Source organism: Streptomyces sp. NPDC057702 (assembly GCF_042799315.1).
Classification (GTDB): domain Bacteria; phylum Actinomycetota; class Actinomycetes; order Streptomycetales; family Streptomycetaceae; genus Streptomyces.
The window spans coordinates 16406-36321 of record NZ_JBHVJC010000023.1; the positions used below are offsets into that span (position 1 = coordinate 16406).

General features: G+C 70.9%; 14 protein-coding genes, 2 pseudogenes and 1 CRISPR repeat array. Of the genes and pseudogenes, 8 read left to right on the plus strand and 8 right to left on the minus strand.

Annotation, left to right across the window (positions count from 1 at the left end; all coding sequences use genetic code 11):
- Nucleotides 1–275: 275 nt before the first annotated feature.
- Both ACFVFR_RS18860 and ACFVFR_RS18865 read right to left on the minus strand, forming a co-directional pair.
- Nucleotides 276–923 carry a response regulator gene (locus tag ACFVFR_RS18860; protein WP_383702939.1) on the minus strand — a complete coding sequence of 216 codons (648 nt, stop codon included), beginning with the start codon at nucleotides 921–923 and terminating at the stop codon, nucleotides 276–278.
- Nucleotides 908–2131 carry a sensor histidine kinase gene (locus tag ACFVFR_RS18865; protein ID WP_383702942.1) on the minus strand — a complete coding sequence of 408 codons (1224 nt, stop codon included), beginning with the start codon at nucleotides 2129–2131 and terminating at the stop codon, nucleotides 908–910. Before ACFVFR_RS18865 ends, ACFVFR_RS18860 begins: the two co-directional genes overlap by 16 nt.
- A 110-nt stretch (nucleotides 2132–2241) precedes the next feature.
- Here ACFVFR_RS18865 and ACFVFR_RS18870 point away from each other — a divergent pair, with 110 nt between their 5' ends.
- The 3 genes and pseudogenes from ACFVFR_RS18870 to ACFVFR_RS18880 all read left to right on the plus strand — a co-directional run.
- Complete coding sequence (locus ACFVFR_RS18870) at nucleotides 2242–3009, plus strand: ABC transporter ATP-binding protein (RefSeq protein WP_383702945.1); 768 nt, start codon at nucleotides 2242–2244, stop codon at nucleotides 3007–3009.
- On the plus strand, nucleotides 3009–5390 hold the full coding sequence (locus ACFVFR_RS18875; RefSeq protein WP_383702948.1) for an ABC transporter permease: 2382 nt from the start codon (nucleotides 3009–3011) through the stop codon (nucleotides 5388–5390). The genes ACFVFR_RS18870 and ACFVFR_RS18875 overlap by 1 nt, the downstream gene beginning before the upstream one ends.
- Before the next feature lie 329 nt (nucleotides 5391–5719).
- A pseudogene (locus tag ACFVFR_RS18880) lies at nucleotides 5720–6137 on the plus strand (VOC family protein); the annotation flags it as partial.
- On the opposite strand, the pseudogene ACFVFR_RS18885 reads toward ACFVFR_RS18880, so the two are convergent.
- The 5 genes and pseudogenes from ACFVFR_RS18885 to ACFVFR_RS18905 form a co-directional block, all read right to left on the minus strand.
- Nucleotides 6086–6496, minus strand: a pseudogene (locus ACFVFR_RS18885) (transposase); the annotation flags it as partial. The pseudogenes ACFVFR_RS18880 and ACFVFR_RS18885 sit on opposite strands and share 52 nt — an antisense overlap.
- A gap of 277 nt (nucleotides 6497–6773) precedes the next feature.
- Nucleotides 6774–7682 (minus strand): transporter substrate-binding domain-containing protein, encoded by a 909-nt coding sequence (locus tag ACFVFR_RS18890; protein ID WP_383702950.1) that lies wholly within the window; start codon nucleotides 7680–7682, stop codon nucleotides 6774–6776.
- Between the two features lie 25 nt (nucleotides 7683–7707).
- Nucleotides 7708–8514: a hypothetical protein gene (locus ACFVFR_RS18895; protein ID WP_383702953.1), complete on the minus strand. Its 807-nt coding sequence runs from the start codon at nucleotides 8512–8514 to the stop codon at nucleotides 7708–7710.
- On the minus strand, nucleotides 8511–8972 hold the full coding sequence (locus ACFVFR_RS18900; protein ID WP_383702956.1) for a hypothetical protein: 462 nt from the start codon (nucleotides 8970–8972) through the stop codon (nucleotides 8511–8513). The genes ACFVFR_RS18895 and ACFVFR_RS18900 overlap by 4 nt, the downstream gene beginning before the upstream one ends.
- Nucleotides 8973–9891: 919 nt before the next feature.
- Nucleotides 9892–10509 (minus strand): YdcF family protein, encoded by a 618-nt coding sequence (locus tag ACFVFR_RS18905; RefSeq protein WP_383702959.1) that lies wholly within the window; start codon nucleotides 10507–10509, stop codon nucleotides 9892–9894.
- A gap of 439 nt (nucleotides 10510–10948) precedes the next feature.
- Here ACFVFR_RS18905 and ACFVFR_RS18910 point away from each other — a divergent pair, with 439 nt between their 5' ends.
- Nucleotides 10949–12664 (plus strand): pentapeptide repeat-containing protein, encoded by a 1716-nt coding sequence (locus tag ACFVFR_RS18910; protein WP_383702962.1) that lies wholly within the window; start codon nucleotides 10949–10951, stop codon nucleotides 12662–12664.
- A gap of 139 nt (nucleotides 12665–12803) precedes the next feature.
- Entirely contained in the window at nucleotides 12804–13121 is a 318-nt protein-coding gene (locus ACFVFR_RS18915) for a hypothetical protein (RefSeq protein WP_383702965.1), read from the plus strand.
- Here ACFVFR_RS18915 and ACFVFR_RS18920 read toward each other — a convergent pair.
- Entirely contained in the window at nucleotides 13079–14434 is a 1356-nt protein-coding gene (locus ACFVFR_RS18920) for a transcriptional regulator (protein ID WP_383702968.1), read from the minus strand. The two genes, ACFVFR_RS18915 and ACFVFR_RS18920, sit on opposite strands and share 43 nt — an antisense overlap.
- Nucleotides 14435–14956: 522 nt before the next feature.
- Here ACFVFR_RS18920 and ACFVFR_RS18925 point away from each other — a divergent pair.
- The 3 genes from ACFVFR_RS18925 (at nucleotide 14957) to ACFVFR_RS18935 (ending at nucleotide 18473) form a co-directional block, all read left to right on the plus strand.
- Nucleotides 14957–15352: a hypothetical protein gene (locus tag ACFVFR_RS18925; protein WP_383702971.1), complete on the plus strand. Its 396-nt coding sequence runs from the start codon at nucleotides 14957–14959 to the stop codon at nucleotides 15350–15352.
- Between the two features lie 82 nt (nucleotides 15353–15434).
- Nucleotides 15435–15845, plus strand: a complete 411-nt coding sequence (locus ACFVFR_RS18930) for a hypothetical protein (RefSeq protein ID WP_383702974.1) — start codon at nucleotides 15435–15437, stop codon at nucleotides 15843–15845.
- A 404-nt stretch (nucleotides 15846–16249) separates the two neighbouring features.
- Nucleotides 16250–16638: a CRISPR direct-repeat array (repeat unit 29 nt; unit sequence GGGACCACCCCCGCGCGCGCGGGGACCAG).
- Between the two features lie 1028 nt (nucleotides 16639–17666).
- Nucleotides 17667–18473, plus strand: coding sequence for a phosphotransferase (locus tag ACFVFR_RS18935; protein ID WP_383702977.1), 807 nt, complete (start codon nucleotides 17667–17669; stop codon nucleotides 18471–18473).
- The last annotated feature ends 1443 nt before the right edge of the window (nucleotides 18474–19916 follow it).

Consider the following 19916-nt stretch of genomic DNA (forward strand, 5'->3'; position numbering starts at 1 on the left):
GGGGGGGGGGGGGGGCCGGCGGCTCCCGGGGGGGCACCCCCCCCCCGCCGACCCACCCCACCGCGCCGACCCACCCCACCGCGCCGACCCACCCCACCGCGCCGACCCACCCCACCGCGCCGACCCACCCCGGCCGCCTGACTCCAGCACACGGGCCAGCCCCCCACCACACCGCCCCGCCCCGCCCCGCCCCGCCACATGAGCCAACCGCCCCGCCCCGGTCGCCTCCCCCCACCACACGGGTCAGCCGCCTCGCCCCGCCGCGGCGCCCCCGGTCACGCTCTGAGGAACGCCAGTACCGCCAGGACCCGGCGGTGGCCGTCGGTGTCGACGGGCAGGTCGAGCTTCTGGAAGATGTTGCCGATGTGCTTGTTGACGGCGGCGTCGCTGATGAACAGCCGGGCGGCGAGGTTCGCGTTGGTCAGGCCCTCCGCCATGAGGCTCAGCACCTCCCGTTCGCGCGCGCTCAGTCGCTCCAGCGGATCGTGGCGGGTCCGCAGGAGCTGGTGGACCACCTCGGGGTCGACCACGGTCCCGCCGGCGGCCACGCGCTCCAGTGCCGCCATGAAGTCGGCGACCGCGCCGACGCGTTCCTTGAGGAGGTACCCGACGGCGGCGCCGCCGTGTGAGTCGAGCAGCCTGACCGCGTAGGACCGCTCGACGTACTGGCTCAGCACGAGCACCGGCAGCCCCGGGTACCTCTCGCGCAGCGCCACGGCCGTCTGGAGCCCGTCGTCGCCGTTGCCCGGTGGCATCCGTACGTCCGTGACGACCAGGTCGGGCCGGTCGCGGTGGACGGCCGCGACGAGCGCGTCCGCGTCGCCCACGGCGGCCAGCGTGTCGTGGCCGAACCGCTGCAACAGGCCCACCAGCCCCTCCCGTAGCAGCACGGCGTCTTCCGCGACGATCACGCGAAGTGACATGGGATCTCCACGTGCAGCAGGGTCGGGCCGCCGGCGGGGCTGGACACGCGCAGTCGGCCCTCCAGGGCGGTGAGCCGGTCGGCGAGCCCGGTCAGGCCGCTGCCGGCGGCCGGGTCCGCGCCGCCCTTCCCGTCGTCGGTGATCTCCAGGACGAGCAGGTCCGCGTGGTAGCGGCCGTACACCGTCGCGCTGGTGGCGCCGCTGTGTCGAGCGATGTTCGTCATGGCCTCGTTGAGCAGGTAGTAGACGTGGGTCTCCAGCGGTCGGGGCAGTCGGCCCGGGAGCTGGAGGTCGACGGTGACCGGCAGGGGGAAGCGGCTCGCGTGGTCCTCGACGGCGGCGACCAGGCCGTGGTCCGCGAGCACCGGGGGGTTGAGCCCCCGGATCAGACTACGCAACTCCTGGTGGGCCACCGAGAGCTGCTCCTCGGCGGCGGTGAGCTGGGTGGCCAGGGGCGATCCGGCGGGGATGTCCAGCCGCATCAGGCCCAGCGCCATCCCGACCGACACCAGGCGCTGTTGCGCGCCGTCGTGCAGGTCGCGTTCGATGCGCACGCGCTCGGCGTCGAAGGAGTCGATGAGCCGCGCGCGCGAGGCGCGTACCTCCCGCAGCGACTCGCCGAGTTCGCCGTCGCGCGGCGCGAGGAAGGTGCGGGCCAGCGCCGCGCGAGCCCCGGCCCACGACGTCACGGTGTACGGCGAGGCCAGCAGCACCAGCGCGCCGAACACCGCCCACGGCCAGGTCGAACCGTCCTCCAGGGCGCTGAAGGTGAGGGCGGGCACGCCGAGGCAGAAGGCCAGGACCAGCAGGTCGAGCCACCACAGCGCCGCCGCGGACACGAGCGTGAACAGCAGCTCGCGCCAGGTGACCTGTTCGGTGAGCCGGGTGGCCACCCAGGCGCGCGGGCCGGGCGCCTCGGGTGCCCGGTGCGGGTCGGGCATCGGGTCGAGGTCGACCAGCCGCAGCCGCCGCCGCTCGACGGCGGCCACGGTGGTCGAGGACAGGACGACGCCGACCAGCGGGGCCACGCCGACCAGGACGACCAGCAGCACCAGCCCGGCCACCAGCCCGGTGGCGAAGACGGCCACGGCACCGGCGCCGACCACGACCCCGCTGGCCAGGTAGGCCAGCGAGCGCCACGGCCAACTGGAGGTCAGGAAGCTCAGCGGGCGTTGGGCCATCGCCTGCCAGGCTGTTCTGGGTCGCATGCGTCCGACGCTATCCCGGGGGGTCGGCCAGCGGGGTAGAGCTGGCTCTACCCCCGAAGTAGAGCGCGGGCCAGTGCGCGGACACCCGTGCCCCCGGTGGAATCGACCCCATGACCACCACCACCGAAACCCCGGCCTCCGACGCGATCCACCTGCACGCCGTCCGCAAGGTGCACGGCACCGGCGAGAGCGCCGTCACCGCGCTGGACGGCGTTTCCCTCGCCTTCCCCCGGGGGTCCTTCACGGCCATCATGGGGCCGTCCGGTTCCGGCAAGTCCACGCTGTTGCAGTGCGCGGCCGGCCTGGACCGCCCCACCGGGGGACGGGTGGTGGTCGCCGGAACCGACATCGGCGGCATGAACGAACGCGAACGCACCGTCCTGCGCCGCGACCACATCGGCTTCGTGTTCCAGTCCTTCAACCTGGTCGAGTCGCTGACCGCGGCCCAGAACGTCGAGCTGCCCTCGCGGTTCGCCGGCCGCCGGGTGAGCCGCGACCAGGTCGCCGGCGCCCTGGCGGCGGTCGGGCTGGCGCGGCGCGCGGGGCACCGGCCCGGCGAGCTGTCCGGCGGCCAGCAGCAGCGCGTCGCCCTCGCCCGCGCGCTGGTGACCCGGCCGGACGTGCTGTTCGCGGACGAGCCCACCGGCGCCCTGGACACCGCCACCTCGCGGGAGGTGCTGCGGATGATGCGCGCGCTGGTCGACACGGAGGGCCAGACCACCCTCATGGTCACCCACGACCCGATGGCCGCGGCCGTCGCCGACGTGGTCGTCTTCCTCAAGGACGGCCGTCTCGCCGACCGCGTCACCCTCAGCCGCGACGCCGAAGGCCACAACGCCTCCGCGATCGCCGCCCACATGGCCCAACTGGAGGCGTGATGCTGATCTTCGCCAACGTCCGAGAGCGCTGGAGCGGCTTCCTGGCGGCCTTCGCCGCCGTGCTGGTCGGCGTCGCGCTCATCACCACCACCCTGATCATCTACGACTCCTCCCGCCCCACGGTCCAACCCCGCCTGGCGGGCGCCCCCGTCATCGCCCTGCCCGACCGGGCCCTGGACGCGGACGGCCAGCGCCAGGACCGTGTCCCGTGGAGCGCGGCCGAGGCCCGCCCGCTGGTCGAGGAACTGCGCGCGCTGCCCGGCGTCGCCGCCGTCGTCGCGGACCGCTCCTTCTACGCCCAGGGCTTCCGGGGCGACCAACCCATCGCCGACGCGGGCGCGTTGGAGGCCGGCCACGGCTGGTCGAGCGCGCGGCTGGCCCCCTACGACCTGGTGGCGGGTCGGGCACCGGCCACGGCCGAGGAGATCGTGGTGGACCGGGCGCTCGGCGTGCCCGTCGGCGCGGACCTGACCGTCAACCTGGCCGCCGGCCGCACCGGCTTCCGCGTGGTCGGCACCGTGAACGGCCCCGGCTACTACGTCACCGACGCCTTGGCCGCCGCCCAACGGCCGGGCGTCGACGCCCTCGCGCTGCTCACCGAGCGCGACGCGTCCGCCGGGGACGTGGCGGACCGGGCCGCCGAGGCCGTCGGCGACCGGGGCACCGTGGTCACCGGCCACGCCCGCTCGACACTCCAGCCGGCGCACGTGGAGCACCAGCGGTTCCTCGGCGCGCAACTGATCACCGCCATGGCCACCCTGGGCCTGTTCATCACCGTCTTCGTCGTGGCGTCCATGCTCGTCCTGGCGACCGGGCTGCGCCGGCGGGAGATCGGCCTGCTGCGCATGATCGGCGCGAGCCCGCGCCAGGTCCGCCGGATGATCCTCGGCGAGGCGGCCGTCATCGGCCTGCTCGGCGCCGTGGCCGGCACCCTGGCCGGCGTCGCCGCCGCGCCACTGCTGCGCGACGTCCTGCGCGGGCTCGACGTCACCCCGCCCGACCTCGCCCTACGGGTGGCGATGTGGCCCCTGGCGAGCGCCGCGGCGATCGGCGTGGGCGTCAGCGTCCTGGGCGCCTGGTCGGCCAGCCGGACGGCCGCCCAGGTCGCGCCGATCGAGGCCCTGGCCGCCGGCGGGCCCGCCGGCCAGGCCATCAGCCGCGCGCGCCTGATCAGCGGCCTGGGCGTGCTGGGCCTTGGCGTGGTCTCCGTCGTCGCCTGCGCCTCGGCCGCCGCGGACAACCGGGTCAACATGGCCATCTGCGCGACGATGGTGCTCATCGTGGCGGCGGCGCTGCTGGCGCCGGTGTGCGTCGGCCCCCTGGGGCGGCTGCTGACCGCGCCGTTCGCGCGGTTCGGCTCGGCCACGCCGCTGCTGGTCCGGGCGGAACTGCGGGCCCACCCGGGTCGGGCCGCCTCCCTCGCCGCCCCGGTCATCGCGGCCGTCGGATTCGCCGTCCTGCTCAGCGGCGTGGTGGAGACCATGCGCGTGGCGTACCCGGCGGGCGGCGCCAGGGAGCTCAGGGGGCAGTCGATCGTGACCCCGGACGGCACCCCGGGCAACACCGACGAGGTGGTCGCCGCCCACCCGGTGGGCAAGGCGGCGCTGCCCACCCGCGCGTTCGTCCGCGACGCGGGCGGGGACCTCACCGTCATCGACGCGCTCGGCTCGCGCGACGCCCGCTGGGACAGGCCGGGCCAGGCCGTGCTCGGCGCGCGGATGGCGGACCGGTTGGGCGTACGGGCCGGCGACGAGCACCCGGTGCGGTTCGCCGACGGCGCCACCGTCAGGCTGCGCGTCGCCCGCGTCCTGCCCGATGACCCCGCCCGTGGTGACTTCGTCGTGTCCCGCGCGCTGGTGCGGGCGCACGACCCGGCCGCGCTCACCGACGACATCTTCCTTCCCTCGGGGACCCGGCCCGGCGCCGCCGTCCCCGGCACCGCCGTCCACGACGCGATGCGCTACGCGCTCGACGACTACGAGACCGACGCGCGGCTGGCCGAGAGCCTGACCACCATGCTCATCGTCATCGCGGTCGGCTACAGCGGCATCGCCGTGGCCAACAGCATGGGCATGACCGCCCACAGCCGGCGGCGCGACTTCTCCGTCATGCGGTCCGCCGGCGCCACCGTGCGACAACTGCTGGTGTTCACCGTCGGCGAGACCGCCCTGGTGACGGTCCTCGGCGCGACCCTGGGCGTCCTGGTCACCCTGGGCCCGCTGGCCGCGATGGCCTCCGGACTGTCCCAGTCGACCGGCACGGACGTCGCCCCCCACCTGAGCCCGTCCGTCGTCCTCGCGGTGATCGCCGGCTCCCTCGCCCTGGCGGTCACCACGAGCGCGGCCGTCACCTGGCGGACCCTGCGCCCCACGGCACGCTAGCCCGCCACCGCCCAGGCCCCACCGCGCTCCCCGCCACCCCCGGGCGGGGAGCGCGCGCGAGGTTTCACGGAAGGTGCCACCAGCCGGGCGCGCGGCGGGAGTTACGGAGTGGGAGTACGCGGGCGAGGGCGCGGGCCGGTGCGCGGCAGCGGTCCCGCGCGGGGGACGTACCGCCGCCCGTCGGCGCGGAGACCGGGCCGGCCGGGGTGACGGCGACGGACCGGCCGCCAGAACCGGCTGCCGTAACCCACCGTCAGAACCGGCTGCCACCCACCGCCAGCACCGACCGGTCGGACCCGGCTGTCCGACTCCCCTGCGACGCTCCGCGCATGGAGATGACAGTGCGGCTCACGATCGACTGCGCCGATCTGCCGCGCGTGGTGGCTTTCTGGGCCGAGGCCCCGGGGTACGTGCCCGAGCCCCCGCCGGGTACGTCACGTGGCGGGCCCACTGGGCGGCGGCGGGGCCCGAGGCGGAGTTGCCGGCCGGCGCCGGGGACTGCCCGGAGTCGATCGTCGATCCCGCCGGGCACGGCCCGAGGGTCTGGTGCCAGCGGGTTCCGGAGCCCAAGGCCACCAAGAACCGGTGGCACTTCGACCTGAAGGTCGGCGGCGCCCGTGACGCCCCCTGGACGTCCGCGCCCAGCGCGTCAGGGCCACGGTGGGGTCGCGCCGCGCGGCGGAGTCCGTCGTACGAGCGAACGCCCCGCACCGGGCCGCTTCGTCCATCCCGGACTTCGGCAGGTACCGCTCACGGTCCACCCATGCCCGACCCTTGGCCGTCGCGCGGGCGACGAAGACCCCGAGCCGGCAGATCTCGGTGCGGCCGACAGTGCTGGAGCACTGCCGCTGGAAACCGGCCGAAGCCGTTCCCGTCTTGATGAAGCCGATGCCGTCCAGCATCAACACGCCGTGCAGGCCGCCAAGCCGCTCGGCAACGTCATGCTGCACGTCGTCCCGGAGTGCGTTGACAGCCCAGGTCGCGCCGTTGAGCAGATGCTGCCAGCCCGCCGGGCCGCGGGGCCCGCGTACCGGTCCATCCGTTGGCGCTGCCGTCTCTGTCGTTGATCGGCACCCGCTTGATGGAGAAGTCCACGGGCCACACATAGGGCAAGTGACCGTCCCGGCGACGCGGGCGAGGACGGTGTCTCCGGCCTCCACCTTCGACGGATCGGTCGGGGCAACGATCACCTACTGTCGACTACGCATCAGTGGGGGACCTTCGAGTAGCCGCTGGGCCAGGACATCACGGTTGCCCCGCCAACGCCCCTGGCTACCGCAGCATGCAAACCATCCATCCGATGCCTCTGCACCACCCCCCCGATCAACTTCTCCGTGTCCCATTAGCGAGCATGGCGAATGTTGCCTGGCGTTGAGGTGACTGTCACTCGTCCACGTTCGCGTTACCCGGCTTGTCACGGCAGGAGAGACTCTCGATCTCGTAGACGGTGGGCCTGGCATCCTCACGGTCGGCCCTGGGGACGCGATCCAGATTGTTCTGGAAGTCCCGGTCCCAGTCGTTGCTGCCTGCGTAGTCTATAAGCGCCTGCTTGAGCTTCCGGCAGTCTTCGCGATGACCCTTGACCATGGCGATGCCGTAGTCGTTGATCGGTCCAAACACTAGGCCGTCTGGCACGGTGAGACCAGGTTCCGCTGCCTCGAACCCGTAGAGAATAAGCTGGTCAGTGGAAAGGGCATCGACCTTTCCGCTCTTCAGTGCTTTGATGCAGTCCTTTGCGTCCGTCTTCTCGACGGGAATGAGACCGCTATACGCTGTTTTTTCTAGCTCCCGTGCGGAAGTGGTGTCTTTCCAGACGCAGACAGTCCGCTCTTTGAGGTCTTTGACCCTCTTGTACCGTCCGGCGTTTTCGGTGCGTACGAGGATGCCCTGCTGGGTGGATGCGTAGGGCCCTACGAAGTCAAGCCCATCACCGCCTTCCGAAGTCGGCTTCATCCTTTGCGCCGTGATCGAAAAGGTGGCCGCGACGAGCTGGACAGCTCCATCCTGGAGCACGTCGGCCCGGTTTTGGGATAGAACACCCTCAAATTGCGGGGGCTTGGCCTCCACTCTGCGGAGCACCTCTCGGGCGACCGTGATGTCGAACCCGTTGAACTCGCCGTCGTGGGGTGAGTAGCTCGTGCCCGGCTGGTCACCCTTACTGCCGACCTCTACCTTCTTTCCGGCCAACATCGAAGCCGGTTCTGAGGAGCAGCCGGCCAGGGAAGCCCCCGCGAAGGCGACCACGATGACCCCGGTGCGGATTGTGCGGGAACGGCGCCCTGTTTTGCCCATGTACGGTCCTTGTGATTGTTTCGGTTCATGCATCGTGCAGCGTTCCTCGGGCTTGAGCGAGGCGCATGAAGCAGCCAGTGCCCGGTCGTACGGCGATTGCGAACTCGACTGCTACCTCGCGCCCGCCGAGGTCGAAGTTGATGGTCGACTGCGCGGGCACCTCCGAATTGTGCGGGGTGACGCCCGGGGTGACGGCGGTGATCGTCACTGTGGTCTTGCCGACGCAAGTGGGCGCGCTCGAATCGTCGTCCTTGACGGTCAACGTCAGGCGCAGCTTGTCCCGTACGTCGCCGGAAGCTGGCTGCTTCATCACCACCTTGAGTTGGCCGCCGGTGTCGCCTACGGGCTGCTTGCCCTGGATGATCATCTCCACGCTGACCTCGCCGGTACGGTCGACATCCACCCAGGCGAGCGCGCTGCCACCGCAGCAGAGCGTGGCAGCGCCGACGAGAATGGCGCGGACTATCCTGCTACGCCGTGTCCCGGCGGCCCGTTGCGCGGCGTCGCAGGTTTGTCCGGTCTGGCCGCTCGGGTACAGAGCGGCGGCACCTGCGACCAGCAGGGTGAGGGTCGTGAGGACGTAGAACCATACGTACTGCATCTGCGGGCCGCCGGGCCACTGGGCGACGGCAAAGATGCCGAAGGCGATGGTCGTAACGATGACAAGACAGGCGGACACCGGCATCCAGGCGACGTGCCTCAGTGGACGCCTGAGCTCCCATTTGAACGTGGCGTTGGCGCCGACCGAGCCAAACGAGGACGAGCCGACGCCACTAGAACTAACGTTGCCGGACTCGGGGCTCCCGCCTCCGCCGGGCTCGTCGGAACTCATGCTTCGGCACCGTGACGACTGCCGCCGCCGAAGTGGAACGTAGCGCCGTCTCCCACCGAGCCGATGGCGGCGGAGTTCGAACCGTAGGCCGTGACGTGGTGTACGCGCGTGGGCGCCGGCCCTGCTGCCATGAGCTCCGCCAGACGGGCCTCATCCGGACAGCCGTTCCGCTGTTCGCCGAGCCAGGCTGTCAGGGCTGAGGCCAGCCGCTGCCTGTCCTTGGAGGAGAGCGCGCCGAGTAGCTGGTCGGCGCGCTGTTCGCTACGGCCCTCGGGGAAGGGCATCAGGACGTCCTCCCTGCTGCTGCGAAAGAGCCTACGAAAGTAGCCCTGGCCCGCGTCGATCGACCCGTCCGACATGCGCTGTGCGGCACTAGCCACCACGGCGGCGCCCAAGACCTCGACTGACAGCGAGAAGTAGGTAGCGAGCTCGGCGGAGATTTCAGGAAGACTGGTCATGAGCGCCCCCGTAACTGACCTGCAGTGCATCTCATGTGCACTGTCAACTCTGCTACTTTAAGCAGGAGTTGAGGTCTTTCGCAGGTGTTCCAGGATTGCTCTGTGTGGGTACGTGAACCCTGATGGGGGACGTTCGACCGGTACGTGTCAAGGCCGCGCGGCCGGTGCCCGCCGACACTCGCCGCGCAACGTTTCACTCCCGAGCCCGGAACAGGCGGTCCCGCATCAGGGGCGCGCGGGGTGCCACTCTGTACTCATCTGGCCACACCAGCCCCCATGGGCATGGCAGTGCGATCCACTGCCTCACCATCTGGCGGAGCTGCTGGACTGAAGACGAACGGCTACGATCCGGGGCCGACGGGGCGGGCACTGGCTGACGCGACACCACGCTGTCCCGAGCCGTTCCCCTTGATGCGGCCGGTGTCGTCGACAGCCAATACACCTACTGAACAACTGAGTTAGGCAATAACGTAAAGCCCCAGGGTCCTAGTGCGTCCACCATCGCAGATCTACCTGTGAGAACCGGGCCGCCCCCGTGCTCCCTCGGCTGAGTTGCCCCGCCGACAGGCTTCCGGCGGCCTGGAGGATCCACCTCGCGCGGCTGCTCCGACGGATAGACGACCTCGACGGAGGAGTGGACGGTCACGGCGCACGCGCGGTGGGCCATCAGGGTGGAGACGAACCGCACCTCGTTGCCCCGGAGGTCGCTGAACTCCACGACGGGGCCGCACCTCTCGTGCCACGCGCCCACGTCCGCGTGGAGGGAAGTCCGAAGCGCCGACCCACTCACTCTGCGGGTCCCACTACCGCCCAACCTGCGGAAACGAGGGCGCGGGCGTGATCAGAGGGCGGACCGCCGACGTCTCGGGGGATGGGCCGAGCGACTCGCTTGGCACCCGTGCCGTGGCGGGGGGCGGGATCAGCCCCGCCACGCGCCGTCGCCCCCACGCCGCGCGTCCCGGAACGTGCCGTCCGCCACCCGCCGTACCGACTCCTCCCACTCCCGCACCACCCGCCGCCGACCGCCCGGCACCCGCGCCCAGGTGTCACGGGTGAGGGGCTGCCCGTCGTAGACGGGGTCCCAGGTCAGGGCGTGAAAAGGCCCGATGTCCGGCACGAGGGTGGTGAGACAGTGCAGCGTGCGCCGGTGGTACCACTTCCCGACGACCGCGATCCGCAACCCGGACCCGAGAGCCTCCCGCAGGTAGGGCCGCGCGAACTCCACGTTCTGCCACGTGTTCGCGGAGGCGTCCTCACACCGGATGGCGCTTTCCGGTACGTCGCGTTCGCGCAGCAGCCGCCGGAACTCCCGCCCCTCCACCACCCCGTTGTGCCGGTTGACCCCACCGGTCACAATGACCAGCGGCGCCGTCCCCCGGTGATACCACTCGGCCGCGAGCTCAGCCGGCCGCGACAGATGAGTCCCGAAAACGAGCAGAGCGACGGCCTCGCCGGCAGCCGGCGGCGCGGCGATGTCAACGAAGCCCGTGACCTCCCGAATCCGCGCGTCGCCGAGTTCCTCGTGAGCGGTGGACATGGGGGGCTCCTCCGGAGGGTGGGGGTGCGGGCGCACATTCCGTTCCCGCTCCGGAGCAACCGGAACCTCCCCACACGGCGGCCACCGGAACGCGCGCGGCACACCCGCCAGTGGGCATGGCCAGAAAGCGCCGAGGCATCCTTCGCCTACGCACGGTGACGTGATGCCATGGCCCCACCGTTACCGAGAACGTGCCCCAAGCAGCGACGAGAGCCACGCGGCGGCGCGGATCATCTCAGGTGTCGAGCGGGCGACAGGCGTGTAAGGCATGTGCGCGTCAGTGCACCATGCCTGACAGCTATCTAAGGGCCGTTCGGGCACGTACGGCATGTTCGCAACCCGGGTCCCGATCCCCGACACGCCCGTCATCGTCGAGCCTGAACCGTTCTCAGTTCCCCGGGCGTCCGTACGTGTGACACCGACCGTGGAGCCGCCGGCCATGAACGCACCCGAACCGCCAGCCTGGCCGCACTGCGCACGCGGTGCAGACCCTGCTGCCGACCCCGTCGGCTGCCGCGGCATCCACGTCCCCGGCTACACGGAATGTCTCGCCCACCTGGCCGGCGCCGACCGCGACGCCTATCTAGCCGGTCTGACCCCCGGCAGCGACATCGACCACCGTGGCACCGCCTTCACCGATTCCCTCCTTAACGCTTTACTCGACGCCCTTCGTGACTCCGCAACCGGGCGCCCTCGCTTAGGCGTGGCCGGGTTCGGGTCGGCGTCCTTCGAGGGCGACGCCTGGTTCGAGTCGGCGTCCTTCGAGGGCGACGCCTGGTTCGAGTCGGCGTCCTTCGAGGGCGACGCCTGGTTCGAGTCGGCGTCCTTCAAGCGCGACGCCTGGTTCACGTCAGCGACCTTCAAGGGCGACACCGTGTTCGCGTCAGCGACCTTCGAGGGCGTGGCCGGATTCGGGTCGGCGACCTTCGCGGGCGACGCCTGGTTCGGGTCGGCGACCTTCAAGCGCGACGCCTGGTTCTTGTTGGCGATCTTCGAGGGCGTGGCCGGGTTCGGGTCGGCGACCTTCGAAGGCGACGCCTGGTTCGAGTCGGCGACCTTCGTGGAGGTCGACCAGTTCGGGCCTTTGGTGTGTGCTGGGCGGCTTGTTCTGTCCGGTGCGATGTTCGGCAGCCCGGTGACCCTCTCATTCGCTGTGCGCCGTCTGGAGTGCCATCGCACCCGCTGGTCATCGACAGCGGAGATCCGCCTGCGCTATGCCACGGTGGACTTCGCTCACGCCGTGTTCGAGTACCCCCTCACGATTGCCGCCGAGCCGGACCCGTTCGTCAATGACGGCCGACCGCTCGCAGAAGATCTCTTTCCGAGCGCGTACGACCCAGGGGTGCGACTGTCGTCGCTGCGCGGGGTGGACGCGGCCCATCTGGTCCTGGCCGACCTCGACCTTTGGGAATGCCTGTTCACCGGCACGGTCCACCTGGACCAGATTCGCCTAGAGGGGGCCTGCACTTTCAACACCGCACCGCCCGCCCTGCACTGGCGGCGCTGGCCGCCCGTGCGGTTCACCGAGCGCCTCGTCCTGGCCGAGGAACACAACTGGCGCGCCAGTCAGCCGGGGGCAGTACAGGGCTGGGTCCCCGGCACCGGATGGGCCGGGCCGCCGCAACTGGCCGCGGTATACCGGGCGCTGCGCAAGGCCTTCGAAGACGGAAAGCACGAACCAGGGGCGGCGGACTTCTACTACGGCGAGATGGAGATGCGCCGCCACGCCGACAACGTCCCCCGCGGTGAACGAGGGCTGCTGACCGCGTACTGGGCGATGTCCGGCTACGGCCTGCGCGCCTCCCGGGCCCTGGCCTGGCTCAGCTTCGCCATGCTCCTCACCATCGTCCTGCTCATGGCCTTCGGCCTCGCGCAGGACACTCCGAAGCAGACCGCAACCGGCACCGTCCCGGCCGGCGGGGGAAAGGTGACCTTCGAGATCGACAAGGACGATCCCCAGAACCCCACCGGCGACCGGTTCACCGGCAAGCGCTTCGAGAAGGCCCTGAACGTCACGCTGAACTCGGTGGTGTTCCGCGCCTCCGGCCAAGACCTGACCACCGCCGGCGTCTACATCGAGATGACCTCACGCTTCACCGAACCCGTCCTGCTGGGCCTGGCCGCCCTCGCCATTCGCAACCGCGTCAAACGCTGACAACCCTGCTCCGGCCAAGCGCGGCCCCGTGACGCTCGATCGAACCGTCCACGTGTCTTCTTTGCCTACACCGTCGATCACGCCTGTGAGCTGAACGGATGCCCTTCGACCCCTAGGTATCGGCCAGAGGGAAGCCCGGGTGACCGAGAACGACGCGCGGAACGAAGCACCCGACGTACTGCGACAGCGCATGGTGGCGGGCCTTCGGGCGCGCGGGGCGATCAGTTCACGCGAGGTGGAGGCGGCCTTCCACGCGGTACCCCGAGACCTGTTCGCCCCCGAGACGAGCCCCGAGGAGGCCTACGCGGCGCCAGAGGCGATGCACACCAAGTCCAACGCTGCGGGTCGGCGCCCCAGTTCGATGGTCAGAGCGACGCTGGGCGCAGGCGCGCGAACAGCGGCCAGCTTCGATCGCTATGCGGCCCTGCTGGTCAGTTCCCTCGCGCGGTCGTTGTAGTCGGTCACGAGGCGATGAGCTCCGTACGTGCCCATGCGGCGGGACAGGTCGCGTACTGCCTCGGTGCAGCGGGAGGACTTGACCTGTTTCGCCAGACTGATAGCCCGTAGACCGGCAGCGTGCGCGGCTTCGAGGTCCCGGCGTTGGACGTGTGCCGCCGCGAGGGCGGCCTGTGACATGGCGCCCCGACGGGCCCGCTGTTGCCGCTTGGCCTCGCGAATGGACTCACGTGCGTGCACTTCCGCCTGGTGCGGTTCCCCCAGATCGCGAAACGTGTGGGCGTGTTCTCCGTGGAGATACGCCACGTCGATGAACTGCGCCCACTCCGGCTCCCTTTCGGGCCGCACTCGTGCAAAGGATTCCTGCGACTGCTCCACCGCGTGCTTGGCGGCCTCCTTCTGTCCGAGTCGCGCCAGCGCACGTGCTTCCAGGCACCACAGGTCCGCCATGCACGCGGGCGATGTGGAGTTCGTCAGACCGTGCCGGCCAGCCTGGGCGAGGCTGCGTCCCTCGGCGGGGTTACCAAGCAAGGTGGCTTGATCCGCCATCCCGGCGAGCACATGCGCCCCGAGAGCCGCATTGCGCGATTCCTGCGCGAGACGCAGCGACTGGATCAGGTATCGCTGGGCTGTGCCGTGCTCACCGTTGTCGTACGCCATCCAGCCGAGCAGGTACGTCTGCTCGGCCGTGGCTTCGCACAAGGCTTGGCGTACATCCTCGGCATGGGTGCGGCGAAGTAGCGGATAGACCTTGTCGTTCATGTACCGCGCGAGTGCGTGCCGGCCGGCCCCACCGCCCTGCATGACGTCCACGTGCTGGAACCTCGCGAAGACGCTGCGTACCGAGGTGACGTCCTCCAACCGAACGCGTCCCCCCGGCGTCGGCTGGCTCTCCAACGTGCTGAGCAACCAGTCGCGGGACGGCCCCACGGCCGCCACGGCAGCGAAGGGTGCGACTGCCAAGAAGTTGCGTCGTTCCACGTCCGCTCTCCCCAAGTCGGCTACAGCTTCCACCGTATCCACGAACCCCGAGCTGTAGGTGAGACCGCGTTCCGCAATGCTGCCGTCTCCGAACCCGATGTCGTAAGTCGTTACGCGATAACCCAGTGCGGTCGAAAGGACATCGGCGATGAGATCGGGCACCGGCGGCCGGGGGCGATGCCCTTCGAGCCAACGTCGCACCGTTGTGCCGTCTGGCTGCACATGAAGCTGCGAGCAGGCGTGGGCAGCGGCCCGGATACGACGTGCGAGCTCCTTGTTGCTGAGTCCTGTGCGATCAAGAAACCCGCTGAGTTCGGTGTTTGGCGCAGTCATCCGAACAGTCGCTCCCTCCCTGCGCTCAGAGCGCGGAAGTGCCACCCCTTGCCACCCTCGCGGCCGTACCCATCAAGCATGCCCGAGGTGTTGCTTAGAGAAAGCAGTCACACACGTCAAGTGATCGAGCAGCCTACTGGTTTGCCGCGTTCGTCGGCACGCCGTCGGGGGCCCGGCACGCGACGCTACCCGCCGTGGAAAGGCGAGCGACAACCATGTGGATCGATCGGAACTGCCGGAATGAACGAGGGGGGAGCGGCCAGTGAGCGTGCACCCCGAGCCACCCGTAAGGGTGGACCACTGGCCCCCTGCCCCCACCCCCGCTGACGCGAGGTTGGCGGCGTTGATCGACAAGCACGACCGACGGGCGTGGGAGGACGTGTCGGATTCGTGTGCGAGGCGTCGGGCGATCTGGATTGTCGCGGGGCGCGCGGACGCTTTGGGGGATGTGCGGCGGCGGCGTAAGGCCGTTGAGGTGCTTGGCATGCATCGCCGGCGGGACCACCAGGTTGAGGAGGGTGGGTGGTGAACGTGAGTGATCGGGTCAGGGCTGTGTTGACCGGTGAGCACGAGGTGCGTACCGCGCAGGGTGTGGTGTTGCGTTTCTTTCTCGCGAACGGGCCGCTGGCCGCGCCTGGTGCGCGGTGGATGCGGGCGAGCGATGTGGAGTTCCAGTACGCGTACGAGGTGGCGCAGTTCGATCCTCGGGCGCATGCGGAGCACACCGTTCGGCGCAACCCGGGGTGGTTTCAGGTGGGGTTGGACGCGTTGGTTGGTGCGGGGGGTTTCTTCTGGTCGGACGGCGCTGGTGTCTCGGGTGTGTTGACGACCAACGGGAAGGCTCCGGGGGAGTGTGGGCTCGACCTTGTGGCGTTGCACGCTCGCGTGCGTTCCGGGTTGGGGGTGTGGGGTGAGTAGGCGTGAGGTGCGGGTGAATGTGTTGGTGTGGCGTCCGCGTGATCCGGGTGCTCCGGGTGACTTGTCGGGTGGTTGGCCGTGTGTGTTGCAGGTGCGGAGTGTTCGTGCGCCGTGGCAGGTGCCGGGTGTGGTGTTGCGTCCGTATGAGTCGGTGATGGCGGCGGCGGGGCGGGCGGCGTTCGCGTTGGGGTTGGAGTTGCCGGTGGTGCATCGTGCGTTGACTATCGACCAGCGTCCGGCGTTGGGGCGTGATCCGGAGCAGTTGGTGATCGTCGTGGATGGTGGTTGGACTGATGGTGAGGATGTGCGGGTGGTGGGTGGTGGTCGGTCTGCGCGCTCGGGGGGTTGCTTGTATGAGCGTCGTTGGGCGCGGGCGGAGGACTTGGCTGAGGAGATCGCTGTGGCCACGGCGTTGAGTGCGGCGTTGGGTAAGACTCCGGCGTTCGTTGTTAATCAGCCGCCGGGGGGTGAGCTTCGTGGTGGGGGCTGGTGAGGGTTGTTTGTGGCGGGGCGTCCGTGGAGTGGTGGGGGTGGGTGTGGGGGAGCCCCGCGACTGCGGGGACGGAAGCGCCCTGAACATCTGGGCCGCCGCGATGGCGGGACCAACCCCGCGTGGGGGCCGACCTGCGACACCCGCTTTAGGGGAGCGGTGCTGCGGACCACGCCCGAACCGAGGACGCCGGCGCGGTGATCGTGGCCGCCGTCGGCGTCACGAGATCAGCCCCGCATCCGTGCGGGGACCGGGCTCCGAGGTGACCCGCGAGGACGCCAACGCCGGGGAGAACCCCGCAGTGCGGGGACGTCGGAGCTGTGCTCGGCGATCTGGCCGACCTCGGGGGAGCATCCCCGCATGCGGGGACCGGGCCAGCGCCACGACGACATCAGTCCTGACGCCGGGACCACCCCCGCGCGCGCGGGGACCAGTGACCGACTACGACTACGAAGCCGATGGCGACGGGACCCCCCCCGCGCGCGGGGACCAGTGAGGCCCTCAACGAGCGGGTGCCGAGCCGCTGGGACCACCCTCGCGCGCGGGGACCAGCCGCGCCGGTGTCGTCCTGGAGGGCGGTGAGGGGGACCACCTCCGCGCGCGCGGGGACCAGACCACCGCCGCCCAGCGGCGCCCCTCTTCCCCGGGACCACCCCCGCGCGCGCTGGGACCAGGTGGACCAGGAGATCATCGAGTACCTGACCTGGGGACCACCCCCGCGCGCGCGGGGACCAGGAGATCACTCGCACGGACGGCAAGGCGAGCTTGGGACCACCCCCGCGCGCGCGGGGACCAGAGCAATTGACCTGCGGTGTTGTCGCGCCGGTGCCCCGGATTCCGCAACTTCCTGAGAACGCGACATCACCCACATCCAACGCTTACCACCCACATCGTCAAACCCTCGGACACCTACGTCCAGGCTAGTCGTCGGTGCCGGGGCGTGCGCCTCGTACGCGATGTAACCCGATCCGCTCCGGCGGTTCGGTGGGGCGCGGCCCCGAGTCGGTCGGGGCGGCGGTGGGGCGGGCGGCGATAGGGCCCGCAGGTCGCGCCGTTCCCGCGTACGGCGGACGGAACGTGGGCGGTCCGCGTGCCGCGTTGGCTGGCCGGTGCTCCCTCGGCACAGTCGGTAACGCACCACCGACGCCCCAGGCGTCAGCCTGGCCTGCCCCAGCCTCACCCGTATTGCCCATGCCCATGCGTCAGCCGAGTCTGACCCAGCCCCACTCATACCGCTAAGGCCCAGGCGCCGGCCGGCCCCCGTCCCGCCCAGACCCAGGCGCCAGCCGACCCCGTACCACTCAGGCGTAGGCGCCAGCCGACCCCGTGCTGGTCGGTGCAACCGGTCCTGCGGGGGAGTTCGTCTTCCTGGGTGACGAGCCCTGGGGCCGGCCCGAGTCCGTGCGTCGCCTCGGTGGCAACCGCTCCGATAACACTCACAACCGGATCTACGACATCCGTGCGAAAGGCGGTCGAAAAGGGGAATGGGAGGGAAAGAAGTCGGTCGTCAATGGTCGAAGGACGATAGGCGAGTGGCACCAACGGAACACCAGCCGCCGACCAACGGGGCCGTGGAGCCTCGCGGGTAGGGGACGGGTGGCCCGTAAAGTAAGGCGAGCAGAGGGGAATTGGGCATGTGGCACACCCTGAGCGAATGTGATCACGACTGGATCGGCTGGAGCGGCAAGACCCGCTGCCGCAAGTGCGGCGCCACCCAGAACTGACGAGCCATCAGGCAAACGGTACTCACGAGTCCACACCGTGGACAGCGGGGGCACAGGACGTCCGGCCCGTGCCCCTGCCCCGGCAAGTGATCGGAACGCGATGACAGAACGTGTGCGGTGGGCCGACCTGCCCGCCGCCCTGCGCCGCGTGATCGAGGAGCGTACGGGTCGCGTCGTACGCACCGAAGAGGTTCCCGAGGGCCTGAACTGTTCGCTCGCCCTCGCTCTCGACACGCGGTGCGGCGAATCGCTGTTCCTCAAGGGCGTTCGTATGACCAGTCACGCGGACCGAGCCGGACTCCTGCGGGAACAGCAGGTCAACTCCCTCGTCAGCGAACTGGGGGTGGGGCCGGGAATCCTGCACAGCTTCGAGTACGGGGGCTGGCACTGCCTGGCCTTCGCGTACGTCAGGGGCGCGCACGCCGACCTCGGCCCCGGCTCCCGGGACCTGGCGGCGGTGGCGTCCACCCTCCAGCGCGTACAGCAGGCCCCACCCCCGCGGTTCCCGCTCCCGCGACTGGCCGACCGCTTCGCCGAGCACCTGTTGCCCGGCGAGGCGGAGGCCCTCGCCGGCGAGCACCTCCTGCACACCGACACCAACCCTCACAACCTCCTCATCGAGGAGGCCACCGGCGCCGCGTACGTCGTGGACTGGGCCATGCCGGCGCTCGGCCCCGCGTGGGTGGACGCGGCGTACACGGCCGTACGCCTCATGGAGTGCGGCCACACCCCGCGGGCCGCCCGCGCCTGGCTCGCGGCCTTCGCGGCCTGGCGCGCCGCCGAGCCCACGGCGGTTGAAGTCCTCGTCAACGTCGTCTGCCGCCACTGGATCGCCACGGTCGGCCCCCGCGACGCGGAACCGAGCAACGCGCGGTTCCGCAGTCTGCTGGTGAGCGGCCCGGTGTAGCCGCCTGCCGCCGGCGGCGAGCCCCGCCCGCGCGGGGACCGAGCCCTGCTGGAGCCGGCGCGCGCCTACGGGCTGGGACCAACCCCGCGCGCGGGGACGAGGACGGCGACGGCAACGAAGTCGCCCTAGGGTGAGGAGCATCCCCGCGTGCGCGAGGACGAGGTGAGGAGCCCCGCCTTCGCGGGGAGCGCGGACTCGTCGTGCTGAACGTCGGCCGCTTCGGAGGGTCATCCCCGCATGTGCGGGGACCAGGCCGAGACGTAGAGCAGCAGCGGCGCCATGAAGGGGCCATCCCGGCGAGCGGGACCAACCGGTGCCTCGCGTCTACGCCACCCCTGAGCAGGGGCTATCCCCGCGTGCGGGGGGGCAGCGGCTTCTTGTCCTCGCGCCTCTCGACTTCGCGGGGGCCACCCCCGCAGGCGCGGGGACCAGGCTTCCGGATGGCCCGGGTTGAACGGGAACGCGGGACCACCCCCGCACGCGCGGGGACCAGCGGCGCCCACCCCACCGGAAGGGCGCCGTCGTCGAGACCACCCCCGCACGCGCGGGGACCAGGGAGCATGACGGACGCGCAGTACAGCGCCGCCGGGACCACCCCCGCACGCGCGGGGACCAGAAGGACCTCGCCGACGCACGCGCGCGCATGCTGGGACCACCCCCGCGCGCGCGGGGACCAGCCTCCGTGGGCGCACGCGGACCTGCCGAACCCGGGACCACCCCCGCGCGCGCGGGGACCAGAGCAATTGACCTGGGGCTTTACGGAGCGGCTGCCCCGGAATCCGCAACTTCCCGAGAACGCGACATCACGCACATCTCACCCTTACCGCACATCATCGAGGCAGCGACAGATCGGGAGCCAGATTACCGGCCGCCGCCCCGCAGGAGACGTACTCCGTTGCCAACGCACCCCAAGCTCCACACCTGGCGTCCCGACCCCGGACCGCGCACCAACCCAAGTCAGGAAGCGGGCCGTTGGCTAAAGCGGTCGTTCCGGCCGGGGGGGGCCGGGGTTGCCGCACCACGGCTCCACGTAGCCAGCCTTGGGCGGGCCCGCTCCGGCCGTCACCAGCCCAACCCCACCCCACCCGCGGCAGGCCGGGCGCCAAGCCCACCCCCACGGTCGGGGCTGGCGGGGCCGCCCTCGCACCCCACAGCCCCCTCGGGCGCGGCCGGCCGCGTAAAGCCCGGACCACACCCACAGCCCCCTCGGGCGCGGCCCGCCGCGCAGAGCCCCCGGGCCACACCCGCAGCGCATAACCCGTCACCCCCCCCGCAGCCTGTCTCACTCCTCCTGCCCCTCAACTCCCGTCTCCGGTACGGCAATCGAGCCCGCCGCATCCACCTCGTCCGGCCCGGCCGCATGGCCGCCCGCATGGCCGCCCGCGTGGCGGCCCGGAGGTCGGTTCAGGAGGTGGCGGGGGTCCGCCGCGCGCGTGATGGCCG